Here is a 14,031-nt window from a genome sequence, read left to right as displayed (position 1 = left end):
TATCCGCGCGCTCACCGACGGTGTTCGTGTGCCTGCGTGCGGAAACCAAACCCGTCAAGTGTTTCGATCAGCACCTGTACGGTCAGGCACGCCGTGCGATGACCGCCACGCGACAAAGCCGTCCGGCCTGACCAAGACAGCACCGCCGCTTTCAACCCCGCGTGGGTCTGGTCAGTCGTCGGACAAGAGAAAGCCTGTGCTGCAGCCGGCCAGGACCGCGCCTGCAATCCGCACGCGCGGATCGGGGAAACTCAGGACGCAATGATGTTTCGGACCGCTCCCGATGGTATAGATCGTTCGTGGAATGCCGTGCCGCACGCTACTACGGTGACACGCAAGTTCGACATCGATCTCTAGGCTTTCGAAATCCAGTATGTGTCGGTCACCAACCAAGCGTTCTCGCTGCCATTTTTTGGTCGCCCTCGGTGATATTGCGCGAGACGGGTAACCTTGCCTCGCGCAGCCTTGAGGGCGGCCATCAAGGCCTTTTCTTCGTCACTGCGCCTGGCTCCGCTGCAGGGGTAAAACCCGCATGGCACAAGTGATCGTACGGGAAAGGTATCGCCAGCCCTTTCCAGAAGCATCATGAAGCCTCGTTGGTCTTCGCCCGTGAACGGCAGCGCCATCCGGCCAGCGTCGGACAAATTTGAAAGCCACCGTTCCGGCACGTGCGTCACTCCGGCAAAGGCGACAACGACATCGAGGTCCGGCAGATCAACTGCCTGCGTTGCATCACCGGATACCACTTCGACATGGGCATAATGAGCAAGATTGCTTTGCGCGCGCCGGGCGAGTTCTTCGTCGATCTCATAGGCAATCACGCGTCCTTCAGAACCCGTCAGTTCAGCGAGGATGGCGGTGAAATAGCCGACACCGGCGCCTACCTGAAGGACGGTCTGGCCGGGAGCGATGTTCACATGGTCGAAAACCAAGGCCCAAAGCGACGGCAAACCGCTGTTTAATCCGCGCTTTTCGTCAAGTGAGACCAGAACGTCGTGGTAAATCTCATGAAGTGCGGCTGAAGGGCTGGTATGGACCGCCCCGATCTGCAATCTCGAATGGATACGCCATGGTCCGTTGCCAAGGTAGTGTTCGCGCGGAACCTTTGCGAAGGCCTCGATGACCGCAGGGTTGTGCAAGACCGGTGACGAGACACGCAGGTCTTCGGCAAACCACCGGCGCGCTTCACTAGCATCGCTTCTTGTTGGCATGGACTATTGGCTCCCGAATTGCGCGTGTTCAATCATCATTTCAGAAGCCGAACGGCGGCAAAGGCTCGCTATCCTCGTATGGACGGTGCGATCGACCGCTGCTTCGCCCAGCGCCCACCGCGAAGCCTATAAGTCCTGGCGATATGGAAGAACACTTTGCCCGACGATCACATCCTCCGGCTGGCGAGCAGCCTTGTGAGCCAGTCCGGATCCATTTCCGGCACGGAGGACAAAAGCCGTTCGGTATAGGGTGCATGCGGCGGCGTGAGAATTTCGCTCTTTAATCCCTGCTCAACGACTTTACCCTGGTGCATGACCACAATTTCGTCGGCGATGGCTCGCACGGTGGCAATGTCATGGGTGATGAAAATGTAGCTCATGCCGAGGTCGCGCTGAAGCCGCATTAACAGCTTCAGAATTTCCTCTTGCACAATCTGGTCGAGCGCGGACGTGATTTCGTCGCAGATAATGAGTTCCGGGTCGGCGGCCAAGGCCCGAGCGATGCAAACGCGCTGCTTCTGACCCCCCGATAGTTCGGCCGGCAGACGGTCAAGGTAAGTTTCGCTCATCTCGACCATGTGCATGAGTTCGTCGATCCGCCGGTCCCTCTGCGCACCCTGGAGGCCAAGGTAGAACTCAAGCGGCCGAGCTATGACTTCTTCGACCGTCTGGCGCGGATTTAGTGCGTTGTCGGGCATTTGATAAATCATCTGTATGCGGCGCAGGATCTCTTTTGGGCGCGTCTTCAGGGTCTTGGAAAGGGTCTGGCCGGCAAAGGAAATCGACCCCGAAAGCGGTGGCAGCAGGCCGGTAACGACGCGGGCGAGCGTCGATTTCCCGGAACCGGATTCGCCGACCACGGCCACTGTTCTTCCACGTGGAACTTTGATGGAGACATCCTGAAGCACCTTGACCGCTCGGCCGTAGGCCGCCGTGACGTTGTCTATCGTAAGCAGATAGTCATCGGCCGGAACTTCGGGCTTTGCGAGCTTGCGCACGGCCCAGAGCGTTCTGGTATACTCCTGGCTGGGCGAGGCGAGCATCTGGCGCGTTTCTGCCTCCTCCACGGTAAGTCCATGGCGCAAAACCATGATGCGGTCCGCCATTTGCGCCACCACCGCCAGGTCATGCGTCACATAGATTGCAGCGGTGTTGAATTCCTCCACGATATTGCGAATGGAGGCGAGAACTTCGACCTGTGTCGTCACATCGAGCGCTGTCGTTGGTTCGTCGAAGACGATGAGGTCCGGATGGCAAGCCATTGCCATCGCGGTCATTGCCCGTTGCAACTGTCCGCCGGAAACCTGATGAGGATAGCGAAAGCCGATGGTCTCCGGATCTGGAAGCTGAAGACGGCGATAGAGATCGACCGCACTCCGGTTCGCTTTTTCTCGGCTGGCAATCCCATGAGCCACCACAGTTTCGACAGTCTGATCGAGGAGTCGGTGGGCTGGATTGAAAGAGGCCGCGGCGCTTTGCGCGACATAGGCGATGCGCGAGCCTCGGAGGCGGCGACGTCCTGTTTCGCTGATTGCCAGAAGATCGATACCGTCGAACAGGATCGAGCCCTTTGTGATCCGGCAGCCCGGCTTGGCGTAGCCCATCGCGGCGAGGCCGATGGTGGATTTTCCGGCACCTGACTCGCCGATCAGGCCAAGAACCTCCCCCCGCTTCAGCGCCAAATCGACCCCGCGGACAATGGGGTGCCACCGCTCATCCGAGAAACCCTCCACATGCAAATTGCGGATCTGAAGCAGATCCTTGCCTTTTTCGCGCAATCCGGGGGCGCTATTTTTCATCCCGCAACCCACTTGTTGCGTGGAGGAACCAGTCGACGACGAAATTCACGGAGACAGTGAGGAGGGCAATCGCGCCGGCCGGCAGCAGCGGCGTGACATCGCCGTAGGTGATCAGGGTCGCATTCTCGCGCACCATCGATCCCCAATCGGCGGTCGGTGGCTGAATACCGACGCCCAGGAAGGACAGTGCCGCGATCGTGAGGAACACGAAGCAAAATCGCAAGCCGAATTCCGCGACCAGCGGGGGCATCACGTTGGGAAGGATTTCCTTGGCGATGATCCATTTCGGGCCTTCGCCGCGCAATCGCGCCACTTCGACGTATTCCATTACTGCCACGTTAAGCCCGACAGCGCGTGCGAGCCGAAAGACACGGGTAGAATCGAGCAGCGCAATGATGATTATCAGGCTGGTGATCGACGAGCCGAAGATCGAAAGCAGCACCAGGGCGAAGATCAGGCTTGGGATCGACATCAACACGTCCACCGCACGCGACAGTATCTGGTCGAGCCATCCTCTGTACAATGCGGCTAGAAGGCCTAGCGAGACGCCGACTGCGAAGGACAACAGTGTCGTCGCGACGGCGATACCGATGGTGTTGCGCGCACCATAAATCAAGCGTGTGAGCATATCGCGGCCGAGCTGGTCGGTTCCCAATTTGAACTGCTGGCTCCACGGCGCGAAGGCTTCGCTGAAGACCTGCGTTTCGCCATATGGGGCGATCCAGTGCGCGAAGATCGCAACGATGACATAGCCGATGATCACGAGGATGCCGAACCAGGCACTGAAGGGTGCCTTCTTCAGCGCCGTTTTGGCCCGGGTGACGCGCGAGCGCCTCAGCCTGTGAACCTGAGCGATGGGTTCGTAGCTGGTCATCGTGGATGCAGGAGCCTGGGATTGGTGGCGATGGAAATGATGTCGGCTGTTAGATTGAGGAGGATATAGGTCGCCGCGAAAATCAGGGCGCAGGCCTGGACGACCGGAACATCCCTGGATTTGACCGCATCAACCATCAGCTGACCAATGCCGGGATAGACGAACACCACTTCGACCACGACCACTCCGACGACGAGATAAGCCAGATTGAACGCCACCACAGTGACGATCGGAGCCCATGCGTTGGGCAACGCATGCCTGAGTACGATTGTCATGGGCGACATTCCCTTGAGACGCGCCATGTCGATATAGGGGCTTGCCAGCATGTTGATGATCGCCGCTCGTGTCATGCGCATCATATGGGCGACGATGACGAGCGTAAGCGTGATTGCCGGCAAGGCTACTCTCCAAACATGCTCCCAGAACGGCGTCTGGTCGTTCACATTCGACAATGTCGGGAACTTGGGAACTGCATTGAGTATCCAGTTCAATGAGACCGCAAGCCAGTGTGGCAGTGATTGTGCGAACTCGGATCCGATGAACGTGTCGCGCGAGATGACGAGATAGGCAAGCATATAGGCGACGAAAAACTCCGGGAACGAAATCGTTGTCAGCGTCACTGCGTTCACCAGCCGGTCGAACCAGCCATTGCGGTAGAGCGCAGCGAGGATGCCCAGTCCCAGGGCTAGCGGAACTGCAATCAGCGCGGTCATCGATGCAAGGAACATCGTATTGTAGAGGCGTGGCGCGATGATCTCGGCGACGGTACGCCGGTACCCGGTGCGACTGGCGAATGAAGAGCCGAAATCACCGTGGAGCATTTGCCCGACCCAGACGAAGTAGCGCTCGACAGGCGGACGGTCGATGCCGATTTCTCGCTGGAAGGCGGCGACCGTTTCGGGTGTCGCGGATTGCCCGAGCATCGCCTTGGCGAAATCGCCCGGCAGCATTGCAATCGCAGAGAAGATAATGATGGACACGATGAACAGCGTGACCAGGCCGAGGCCAAGGCGTTGCAGGACCGTTCTTGCGACGGGGTTCATTTGCACGCGTTTCCCGTTGCCGTCGCTGCCCTGCCACACCAGGCAGGGCCCGCGGCTGCAAGCCGGAGCCCAGTAGCCATCGCGGGTCCGGCCCGCACTCTCACGCAGTGGCGATCCACCAGCGTTCGGCCATCTTCAATCCATCATTCTCCCAGTTCGGCGCCACTTCGCCATGTGCGAGCTTGTTGGATTTGGCGCTGACGAAATTGTTGAAGACCAGCACGATGCTGCCGCCATCATCATGGGTCAGTTGCTGCATCTCGGCATACATTGCCGCCCGCTTGGCCTCGTCCGTTTCGGCGCGCGCCTGGACAAGCAATTCGTTGAAGCGGGGATTCTTCCAGAACGACTCGTTCCAGCTGGAGTCTGCGGCAAAGGCTTGCGTGAACATCCAGTCGGCTGTCGCGCGACCGCTCCAATACGAAGCGCACCAAGGTTTCTTGAGCCAGACATTGTCCCAGTAGGCGTCCTCGGCCTCACGCACGACGTTTACGTCGATGCCGCACTGGGCTGCCGTCTCGCGGATGAGCGCAGCCGCATCCACCGCGCCTGCAAAAGCGGCATCGGCGACCGAGAGGTCCACCTTCAGTTTTTCCATTCCTGCCTTTTTCAGGTAATGCTTGGCTTTTTCCGGATCGAAACTGTGCTGCGGCTGCGGATTGGTGGCGAATTTGATCGCCGGCGCGATCGGGTTGTCGTTGGCCACGGTGGCGTGACCGAGAAAGATTTTGTCGACGATCTCCTGACGGTTGATCGCCCATTTCAAAGCCATTCGGACGTCCGGATTGTCGAACGGCGCCATCGTGACATTCATCGGTAAGGTATAGTGGCCATAGCCGGTGACCTCGACGATCTCCACCTTGGGGTTGCGTTTCAGCATGCCGAGTGTCTTGAGGTCGGCACGGCCAATATAGTCCACCTCCCCTGTCGATAGCGCGGCCATGCGGGCGGCGAGATCGGTGATGGCGATGAACTCCACCTCATCGAGGTAGGGTTTGCCGTTCTTGAAATAGTTCGGATTGCGCTTGAGTTTGGCCGAAACGCCGGGCTGGAAATTCTCGAGCACGAAAGCTCCGGTGCGAACGCCCGATCCCCAATCCGCCTTGCCGTCCTTGGACGGCATGATGACCAGATGGTAGTCACTCATGATGTAGGGGAAATCGGCGTTGCCGCTCTTCAACGTGAAGACAACCGTCTCCGGGCCATCCGCCTTGATGCTCGCCACAGGCTCAAGCAGTGGCTTCGCCGCCGACTTGGTTTCGTCGCCCATATGATAGCGCAGCGAAGCCACGACGTCGTCCGCCGTGACATTCTTGCCATTGTGGAAGGTTGCGCCCTTGCGTAGCTTGAAGACCCAGGTTTTGGCCCCGTCCGACGATTCAAAGCTCTCGGCAAGGTCCGGTTGGACGTTGCCTTTCGCGTCGACCTCGGTGAGGCTGTTGGACATCGAGCCCGAGAACGCGGTCTGTGTGAACGTATCCAGGTAGCCGGCTGGATCGATCGAATCTGTCGTTGCGCCATGTGCCATGCCCAGCTTGGCGAAGCCGCCCTGAAGCGGTTCGGCCCGCGCCGTGCTGACGAAGAGCTTGTCCGCAGCGGTGAGCGTCAGCCCAGCGGCCAGCCCAAGATGAATGAAGTCGCGACGGGAAATCTTGCCGCGACCAATCAGGCTTTGAGCGATACCAAGCTTATATTCAGATTCTGACATTTGACTCTCCCATTGCGGATTTTCCGCGTTATTGTTCGTCACGCACCTGTGTAGAAATCTGCTTGTTAGCTGCGATCACCCTTTCTTCTGACTGCTCAAATCCGCACCTCAATCAGGCCGTCACATAGATGCTTCCCGCCTCGACAGTGACTGGAAACGTGCGCGCGCGAACGGACGGATCGACTAGGGCCGCGCCTGATTTGATGTCGAATTCCCAGCCATGCCAGGCGCAGCGCACGATCTCGTTTTCGCGGTGATAGATGAATTGCGCCTCTTCGACCGGTGCAGTTGTTCCGCATTGCGGCCCCTCGCAAAGCGGAGCTCCACGGTGCGGACAAACATTCAGCAGCGCGTGGAATGAATCTCCGATGCGAAAAACGCCGACCGAAAGGCTGCGGATCTTGGCGATGAAGGGAGATCCGGTTTCGATCTCGTCGACTCTGCAGATGTATGTCTTCTCAGGCATCGTGTGCTTCCTCAGGCGGCATTCGCCGCTTGCGCGCGGGGGATGCGCTTGTAGACCTCCAGCGCGTTCAGCCCCATGATCTTGTTCTTCCAGGCAGGAGGGATTTGTAGCGTGTTGGCATCGTCGTAGTCCCAATGCGGATAATCAGAGGCAAACATCAGCGTGTTTTCACCGTCCATCGCCTCGAGAGTGGACCAGAGATGCTGAATATTTGCGGGCTGCTCCAGCGGCTGTGTGGAAAAGCGGATGTTGCGCCGGCAATATTCGGAAGGCAGCATCTTCAGCCATGGCGTCTCTTTGCGTAGGGCTTTGTAATCTGCGTCCAGGCGCCACAATACCGACGGCACCCAGGCCACGCCGCATTCGATGATGACGAAGTAGAGGTCCGGCCATTTTTCGAAGACGCCATGCGCAATCATGCTTGCGACGTGCGAAATTGCCGACATGTGCAGGATAGCATGGGTCTCCCAGAAGAATGTCGTCGGCGCAGGAGCAATCGCAGTCGAATTCACGCCGCCATGGCCGCCCAGATGTATGGCAAAGGGCAGCCCCACCTCGGCGCATGCTTCATAGATCGGATGGTAAAACGGATCGCCATAGGGCTTGACGGAGCCTTGCGAGGCAAGAACCTGAACCATGCGCGGATGATTGCCCAGGCGGCGTATCTCGGCGGCCGCGAGCTTCGGATCCTGTGGCGCGATGACGATCGAGCCCATGAAGCGGTCGTCCTTCGGCAGCCATTGGTCGATCTGGTAGTCATTATAGGCGCTGACGAGGGCGCTGGCATAATAGGGATTGGCGAGAGTGGAAGCCTCGATCGGCTCATCGCCAGTCAGGATCGCCACATCGACCTTGTACTTGTCGAGGTGCTTCTCCTTCATGATGAGATAGTTGTCGGCTTCCGTCTTCGGACGGACGTCCTTGCGGGAGAAGTCCTGCGGATGAAACCAGGGACGATGGCCATGCGGGAAGGCGCCAACGGGACCTGTCTTCTCGCCTTCAACGAACATGTCCTTCCATAGGCCGGAAAGGTAAGGCTCCAACACGGTCGCGCTTGACCAGTAATTGTGACAATCGCAGTCGACTATGAACACGTTGCTCAGCTCCGTAGCTTCAGCCTGGTCGATCTGCCGGCCGATTTCACCGAGTGCAGCTTCGGCCTTGAGTATTGTTTGATCAAGCTTATGATCCTGCGCAATATGATCGACTTTTTCGATCGGAGGTCGCGTGCAGCTAGATCACATCGAAACCTTTCTCGACATCATCGAGTCGCGAAACTTCAACCGCACCGCTGATCGGTTGGGATTGACCCAGTCGACGATCAGCACCCGCATCAAGAATCTGGAGAGTGCGATCGGGTCGGAGCTCTTTCAGCGCGGGCGCGCCGGTGCTGAGCCGACAGCCGCAGGGCGGCGGTTCGAGGTCTACGCCAGGTCCTTGCTGTCGACCTGGTCGCAAGCTCGACACGACGTACGAGCGTTCAACCGTTTCGAGGGCACCTTGCGCATCGCCGCACAGGTGGGCATGACCCGCTCGGTCCTGCCCGGATGGGTCGAGACATTGTGCCAGGCGCTTCCAAAATCCTCGATCCATGTCGAGTCGGATTATTCGAACCAGATGGTCAGCGACCTAAGCATGGGAAATCTGGATATCGCCGTCCTTTATGCGCCTCGCTACCTGCCTGAGATCGCCTACGAACATTTGATGGTGGAGGAATATGTGATGGTTTCGACGGCTGCCAGAACGCTGTCCGACGTCGACCCTGAAACCTACATTCGCCCGGGCTACACCGCCGTGCTGGAAAAGACGCACGCAGAACTCCTGGCCCAACTGGCGATCTGCCGGCTTTCGACGGGATCGGAAACTCTTGCTGAGATCATGCTGCGGCGAACGGGCGGCACCTGCTACATGCGCAGCGATGATGCGCGCAGGTTCACAGCTGAACTTCCATCGTTCCTCGTCGAGGGAGCGCCGACGCTGCACCAGCCAGTCCATACGGCGATACTTGCGCGCCGCAAACACGAACCCATTATTCGCAAAGGCATCCGAGCTCTCCAGGTGGCTGTCATGTCACTGGAAGTTTAATCGAAATTGCCGATCATAAAGGTAGGATTGCGCGGCTGTTCAGCGGGTTTTGAAATGGCATCTTGGCTCGACTTCAAACCCGAGTTGAACGATGAACGCACACGCCGCCTTTGGGCCTTCCGGCTTCGTCCCGACGAAGCGTCATCGGCAGTGGGCCCAGAGCACGCCGCAACTTGTGCTCTGCCGGCGCGTGATCGACGAAACGCACGATGTGAAAACATTCGTTCTCACACCCGCTTCAGATCGAATGTTCTGCTTCAGCGCCGGCCAGTATGTTCTGGTGCACCTGAGGATCAACGGTGCCGCCGTGACGCGCTCCTACTCTGTTTCGTCACCACCGACGCGACCGCTCGACCTTCAGATTACCGTGAAACGGACGCCGGGCGGGCTGGTTTCGAATTGGCTCCATGACAATTTGCTGCCGGGCGATGGGATCGAGATCGAAGGGCCGCTCGGCTCGTTCAATCTCGATGATCTGCCGCATGGAAAGTCCCTCTTCCTTTCAGGTGGCAGCGGGATAACTCCCGTCATGTCGATGCTGCGCGCATTTACCGACCGCGCAGCCGACCAGGATATCCGCTTCATTCATAGTGCGAGAACGCCGGACGACATCATCTTTCGGCTCGAACTGGACGCACTTGCCGCTCGCTTTCCCAATGTTCAAGTGACTTGCATTTGCGGTCAGGAAGACCCGGCATGGACGGGTCCAACGGGGCGAATTAATAGTGAGATACTTCTGACCTTGGTTCCCGATCTCCACAGCCGGACGGTTTTTGCCTGTGGGCCGGAATCCTACATGAAGGCGGCGCGCGACTGCGTCGGCGCAATCGGCCTCGCCCCTTCACAGTATCATGAGGAGAGCTTCGGAGGCGGGAACGTTTCGCGTTCGGTATCGGATTCAAAAGTTTCGTCTTCAGTCCGCTTCGCCCGCTCCGGCATTGCGCATCACTGCGCGCCCGGAGAGACCCTGCTGGAAGCGGCGCGCCAATGTGGCGTCTACGTCCCCACCGCCTGCCAGCAGGGAGTTTGCGGTACGTGCCGGATCGCCAAGCTGTCGGGCGAAGTCGTCATGGATGACCTAGGTGGGCTGACCTTGGAGGACAAATCGGCAGGCTACATCCTGGCGTGCTGCAGCCGCCCACAAGGCGACGTTTTGCTTGATCTCTAACTGTACCGCATCGCGGGACGAAATCGGATCACGCCTTTGCGTTCCACGACCAAGCCATCCTAATGCGACCGCAAGTGGTTAGCGTTTCGGAACCTGTTTTCCGCCTACCACTTTCACTAGCGAGATCGTCTCGTGCACAATCGCTAGGGAATGAGTGCCCAACGGGCTGTCTTTGCAACCAAGACAAAGGGCAAGTGGTGGTCAGCCCAGCCGGCTTCGCAGCTACTCGGATGCGGTGGCGAACTCGGTGACTTACAGCATCAAACGATGTCTGCCCGACTCGTAAAGTTGTCCGAGCCGAAAGGTGACGTCCCGCCAAACTAATAGGAAGCCGATCTGACAACAGAAGGCAAGAGCTCCTGGATCATCCTTTGCCGGCGCGGTCCGCCTGCGGCCACCCGATGCTTCGCAATTGAATAGTCGCTTCCCTCAACTCGCAGGGGACTCCCGGCGTCGGATTGAGGCAGGCCTAAGTGTTGGTAGCGGCCTTAGTATAGAGGCAATGACTACGCTCTCAACTTGGAGCGCCCAAACAGAGCCACGGAAAAGCCGTTCATTAGAACCCGGATCTCATGAGATCCGGAGCGTCCACTCTCCGCCACCGCAATTGAAATCCGCTGTTTGTGAATATCCAAACCAACAAATCAGGTACCTCCATGAGGCACGTCTCCTATGCAAGAGCCCTGTGCCGGCCAGCCGGCTTAACTACTTGCCTTTTTTAAGGGTTCGGCGCCTCGATGTTCCGGCATAGGCGGGGCGCTCGGCTCCCAGGTCTTTTGCTGACTTGTCGTCGCGCAAACCTTTGAACGCAGCCTGCCTAACATTGCCACCGCGTGTCCAGCCCGCCATTTCGATTTCTGCAACAAGTTCCGGTCTGGTCCAAAATATGGCCGGATCTTCTTTTGGGGCTCCATTGCCGGCGAAGGGCGACGTCTTAGCCTCGGCAGCCTTTAGACGTGGGAGAAGCTGCTTGACCTTCGCCTTACTGTAGCCCGTCCCTACCCGGCCAATGTAGGCGAAATGGTCACCGCGATTGACGCCAACCAACAACGACCGAAACTTGCCGTTGGTGGATGACCACCCCCCGATAATCACTTCATGGCCAGACCGACATTTTGATTTCGCCCAGCCATCGCTTCTGCCCGACACGTACACCGCATCGATCTTCTTCGAGATGATGCCCGCAACTCGCAGGGCCGCATGACCGCTATTTGCGAAGTGTTCCACATAACGGACGAGCTCACTGCCCTCCCCATGATGAACATTGCTTAGCATCTGTTTCAGGCGCTCCTTCCGGGCGCAGAGCGGCATTTGCCGCAACTCGCCAGCGTCATCGAACAATATGTCAAAGGCAAAGAAGACAAGGTCATTGGTTCTCCTCAGCGACAAAGCGGCCTGTAGGGCGGAAAAATCCGGCGCTCCGTTTTCGCCATGCGCCACGATCTCGCCATCGATGATGACATCGGGAAGGCTTGACGCCTCTTTTGCAATTGCCGCAAACTTGTAGGTCCAATCCAGGCCTTTGCGCGTCTTCAGCGTGACGGCGCCGGCTTGAACACGCAGCTGGATTCGATAGCCGTCGAGCTTAATCTCGTGGACCCACTCGCGCCCACCAGGGGGTCGGGACAGGGTCTCGCACATTTGAGGGGCGATGAACTCCGGCATTCTTGCCTCGGCAGTGCGCGAGGCAGCTTTCCGGTGGGGCTGGGACGGCTTTGCTTTTTTGGTAGCACGCTTGTCCCTGGGGGCGCCCGGGTTACTGTCCCACACGACGCCGCCATTGCCTGCTGCGAAGCCGCTCATCGCAAAAGGTTTTGTGCCTGCACGCTTTCCGGCGCCCATCGTCGCCACAGTTCGGCCGGAGGCCTCCGCCAAGACCGCTTCGCCATCACCGTCGCGAGCTTGTTGATCGCTATGCTTGATCAGTAGCCAGTTTGATCGTTTTACTGCCATGGTGCGCCGAGCATGCGTCCTCGTGGCGGCAACGACGGCAAATGCGGTGAAGAAGAGAATGCCTGGATCGGCGCCGCCACCTGACACTGAGCCGGCAACTATGCTGGCGAGGGAAGCGTTTCTGACGCTCGTCACGACTGCATCGGTCTCCGGGTCCACCCATTTGCGTACCCGGCCCATTCCGCGGACGACGACACCGAGCATGATGGTCATCAGGAGCGATCCGAAGACGCCAAGCTGGGACAGAACTGCGATCGGCCAGCTCGATGCCCTCGAACTGCCGAAACCGACGCCAAGGCCACTGGTGTCCAGGAAGGATTGCAGGCTCTTGATGTTCCAGTAGGTGCGCTCCTCGCCGGAGGCAGAATCCGCCTTGTTGATAATGGTGGCGTTTATTAGCTTGACGAACGGTTCTAGGACCTCGGCATTGTAGAGGCTGATGCCTATTATGGCCACCACGCCTGTGGCCATTAGCGCGGTTATCAGTATCTCCTCGCGCTGAACCTTCCCCCTGAGGACCGAAAGCAACGTCGAGAAGGCGACCGGAATGCACAGGAGAATCAGACCAGCGTAGGCGGTCGATGATGTCGACAGAATGGTCAGGAAGAGCAGGACGCCTGCCAGCCACTGGGCAAGGCGTGATTTAGTCTTTCTCCAGTACGTGTAGCAGAATGCCAAGCAGGCGAGGGAAACGCCAGCGAAGGAAGAGGCCTCCGAAAAAGGTCCCGTGATCCGAACGAATCCTGCCTCGACCGCCTCCGTTATAAGGGCGTAGTTCGCGGTTCTGATCGGGGAGAGCAAATCTCCCGCCCCAGCGTTCTTGCCAATGAAATCGACCAGCCCCATGCCTGTGTGCAGACCGCACCACAGAAAGAAGCCGCGGCGGACCTGATCGATCCTGTTGGAGTGCAGCAGCAGCGCACAAAGCGCGATGGCGGTGAGCCCGCCAAGAATGAAGTAGCCCGTCTGGGAAACGTTGCCCGAAACCGGCGCGAGAGAAGCTTCGACGACGGCGCCGCGGGTTTTCGACTGTACGAAGACGGCGGTCTGTCCTGCGAAGAATCTTGGAAACAGCCATGCTCCGATGATTGCGTACGCTATGAGGCTCGTGAGAACCCAAACAGGGCGGATGCTTCCGAATACGCTGCCAAGGTCGAACCAGATGCGACGCCTTGCAGTAACCGCCATGACGAGCAGGGCCGCAAACATGGTGTAGATCAGTGGAGATGATCCACCTAAAAAGGTCAGGGTCATGAGGGCCGTCGCGCCGAACGCCTGGGAAGCTATCAGGCCTATGATCAGCATTCCCCTGGAATAGTAGGCAACGACCAAAATAGCCGCGCACACCAGCAAGCCCGGTAAAGAGACCTGCATTGTTGATCGGCCCTCCCGCTTGGTTTGGCCCTGGTGTGCGCACGCAGGACGCTGTCCGACGGCTCATCTTTCGGCAGGTGGGTATTCCGGGCAAGAGAGCCAAAGGGCGTAGCCTAAGATCCCGCAACTGCAGGACGCGGCAGGCACTCCTCCTTACGGTGGATACTCGGAGGCTTAACCGCCCTTGCAGCACCCCTAGCTAGACGCAGTTTACCTCATTCAAACAGACGAGGACAGTGGGCCAGCCTGCCCCTAGGGTAAGAGGTCGTTCTGTCGAAATTATCCGGGAGATAATGGAGATTACATTGAAGGTGATGGGAAATAGAAGCAACCTCGTGATACTCCATGCA

10 protein-coding genes and 1 pseudogene are annotated in these 14,031 nt (G+C 58.5%); 2 read left to right on the top strand and 9 right to left on the bottom strand.

Features of this window, described 5'->3' with window-relative positions:
• Positions 1–54 precede the first annotated feature (54 nt).
• The 8 genes and pseudogenes from NKJ13_RS24670 to NKJ13_RS24635 all read right to left on the bottom strand — a co-directional run.
• Positions 55–150, bottom strand: a pseudogene (locus tag NKJ13_RS24670) (aromatic-ring hydroxylase C-terminal domain-containing protein); the annotation flags it as partial.
• A gap of 203 nt (positions 151–353) precedes the next feature.
• Positions 354–1,211: a protein-L-isoaspartate O-methyltransferase family protein gene (locus NKJ13_RS24665; protein ID WP_352507564.1), complete on the bottom strand. Its 858-nt coding sequence runs from the start codon at positions 1,209–1,211 to the stop codon at positions 354–356.
• 167 nt (positions 1,212–1,378) lie between these two features.
• Positions 1,379–3,010 carry an ABC transporter ATP-binding protein gene (locus NKJ13_RS24660; protein WP_352507563.1) on the bottom strand — a complete coding sequence of 544 codons (1,632 nt, stop codon included), beginning with the start codon at positions 3,008–3,010 and terminating at the stop codon, positions 1,379–1,381.
• Positions 3,000–3,884: an ABC transporter permease gene (locus NKJ13_RS24655; protein WP_352507562.1), complete on the bottom strand. Its 885-nt coding sequence runs from the start codon at positions 3,882–3,884 to the stop codon at positions 3,000–3,002. Before NKJ13_RS24655 ends, NKJ13_RS24660 begins: the two co-directional genes overlap by 11 nt.
• A complete protein-coding gene (locus tag NKJ13_RS24650; RefSeq protein WP_352507561.1) occupies positions 3,881–4,927 on the bottom strand; it encodes an ABC transporter permease in 1,047 nt (348 codons plus the stop codon). Before NKJ13_RS24650 ends, NKJ13_RS24655 begins: the two co-directional genes overlap by 4 nt.
• Before the next feature lie 100 nt (positions 4,928–5,027).
• On the bottom strand, positions 5,028–6,635 hold the full coding sequence (locus tag NKJ13_RS24645) for an ABC transporter substrate-binding protein (protein WP_352479459.1): 1,608 nt from the start codon (positions 6,633–6,635) through the stop codon (positions 5,028–5,030).
• A 112-nt stretch (positions 6,636–6,747) separates the two neighbouring features.
• On the bottom strand, positions 6,748–7,101 hold the full coding sequence (locus NKJ13_RS24640; RefSeq protein ID WP_292653661.1) for a Rieske (2Fe-2S) protein: 354 nt from the start codon (positions 7,099–7,101) through the stop codon (positions 6,748–6,750).
• Positions 7,102–7,112: 11 nt separating this feature from the next.
• Complete coding sequence (locus NKJ13_RS24635; RefSeq protein ID WP_352507560.1) at positions 7,113–8,195, bottom strand: amidohydrolase family protein; 1,083 nt, start codon at positions 8,193–8,195, stop codon at positions 7,113–7,115.
• 133 nt (positions 8,196–8,328) lie between these two features.
• Here NKJ13_RS24635 and NKJ13_RS24630 point away from each other — a divergent pair, with 133 nt between their 5' ends.
• Both NKJ13_RS24630 and NKJ13_RS24625 read left to right on the top strand, forming a co-directional pair.
• Positions 8,329–9,186 (top strand): LysR family transcriptional regulator, encoded by an 858-nt coding sequence (locus tag NKJ13_RS24630; RefSeq protein WP_352738793.1) that lies wholly within the window; start codon positions 8,329–8,331, stop codon positions 9,184–9,186.
• Between the two features lie 91 nt (positions 9,187–9,277).
• Positions 9,278–10,354, top strand: coding sequence for an FAD-binding oxidoreductase (locus NKJ13_RS24625; protein WP_352778703.1), 1,077 nt, complete (start codon positions 9,278–9,280; stop codon positions 10,352–10,354).
• Positions 10,355–11,059: 705 nt separating this feature from the next.
• Here the strand turns inward: NKJ13_RS24625 and ligD are convergent.
• Positions 11,060–13,681, bottom strand: coding sequence for a non-homologous end-joining DNA ligase (gene ligD, locus NKJ13_RS24620; RefSeq protein ID WP_352778702.1), 2,622 nt, complete (start codon positions 13,679–13,681; stop codon positions 11,060–11,062).
• Positions 13,682–14,031 lie beyond the last annotated feature (350 nt).

It is taken from the genome of Mesorhizobium sp. M0174 (genome assembly GCF_040322275.1).
Classification (GTDB): Bacteria; Pseudomonadota; Alphaproteobacteria; order Rhizobiales; family Rhizobiaceae; genus Mesorhizobium.
The sequence above is the reverse complement of the archived record's forward strand: the minus strand, read 5'-3'. Positions and strand labels throughout refer to the sequence as shown.

What these genes read in the sequence shown, in the direction of transcription:
- ligD (WP_352778702.1), bottom strand. Translation starts at nt 13,681, where the DNA reads ATGCAGGTCTCTTTACCGGGCTTGCTGGTGTGCGCGGCTATTTTGGTC.
- NKJ13_RS24660 (WP_352507563.1), bottom strand. Translation starts at nt 3,010, where the DNA reads ATGAAAAATAGCGCCCCCGGATTGCGCGAAAAAGGCAAGGATCTGCTT.
- NKJ13_RS24645 (WP_352479459.1), bottom strand. Translation starts at nt 6,635, where the DNA reads ATGTCAGAATCTGAATATAAGCTTGGTATCGCTCAAAGCCTGATTGGT.
- NKJ13_RS24655 (WP_352507562.1), bottom strand. Translation starts at nt 3,884, where the DNA reads ATGACCAGCTACGAACCCATCGCTCAGGTTCACAGGCTGAGGCGCTCG.
- NKJ13_RS24665 (WP_352507564.1), bottom strand. Translation starts at nt 1,211, where the DNA reads ATGCCAACAAGAAGCGATGCTAGTGAAGCGCGCCGGTGGTTTGCCGAA.
- NKJ13_RS24625 (WP_352778703.1), top strand. Translation starts at nt 9,278, where the DNA reads ATGAACGCACACGCCGCCTTTGGGCCTTCCGGCTTCGTCCCGACGAAG.
- NKJ13_RS24650 (WP_352507561.1), bottom strand. Translation starts at nt 4,927, where the DNA reads ATGAACCCCGTCGCAAGAACGGTCCTGCAACGCCTTGGCCTCGGCCTG.
- NKJ13_RS24640 (WP_292653661.1), bottom strand. Translation starts at nt 7,101, where the DNA reads ATGCCTGAGAAGACATACATCTGCAGAGTCGACGAGATCGAAACCGGA.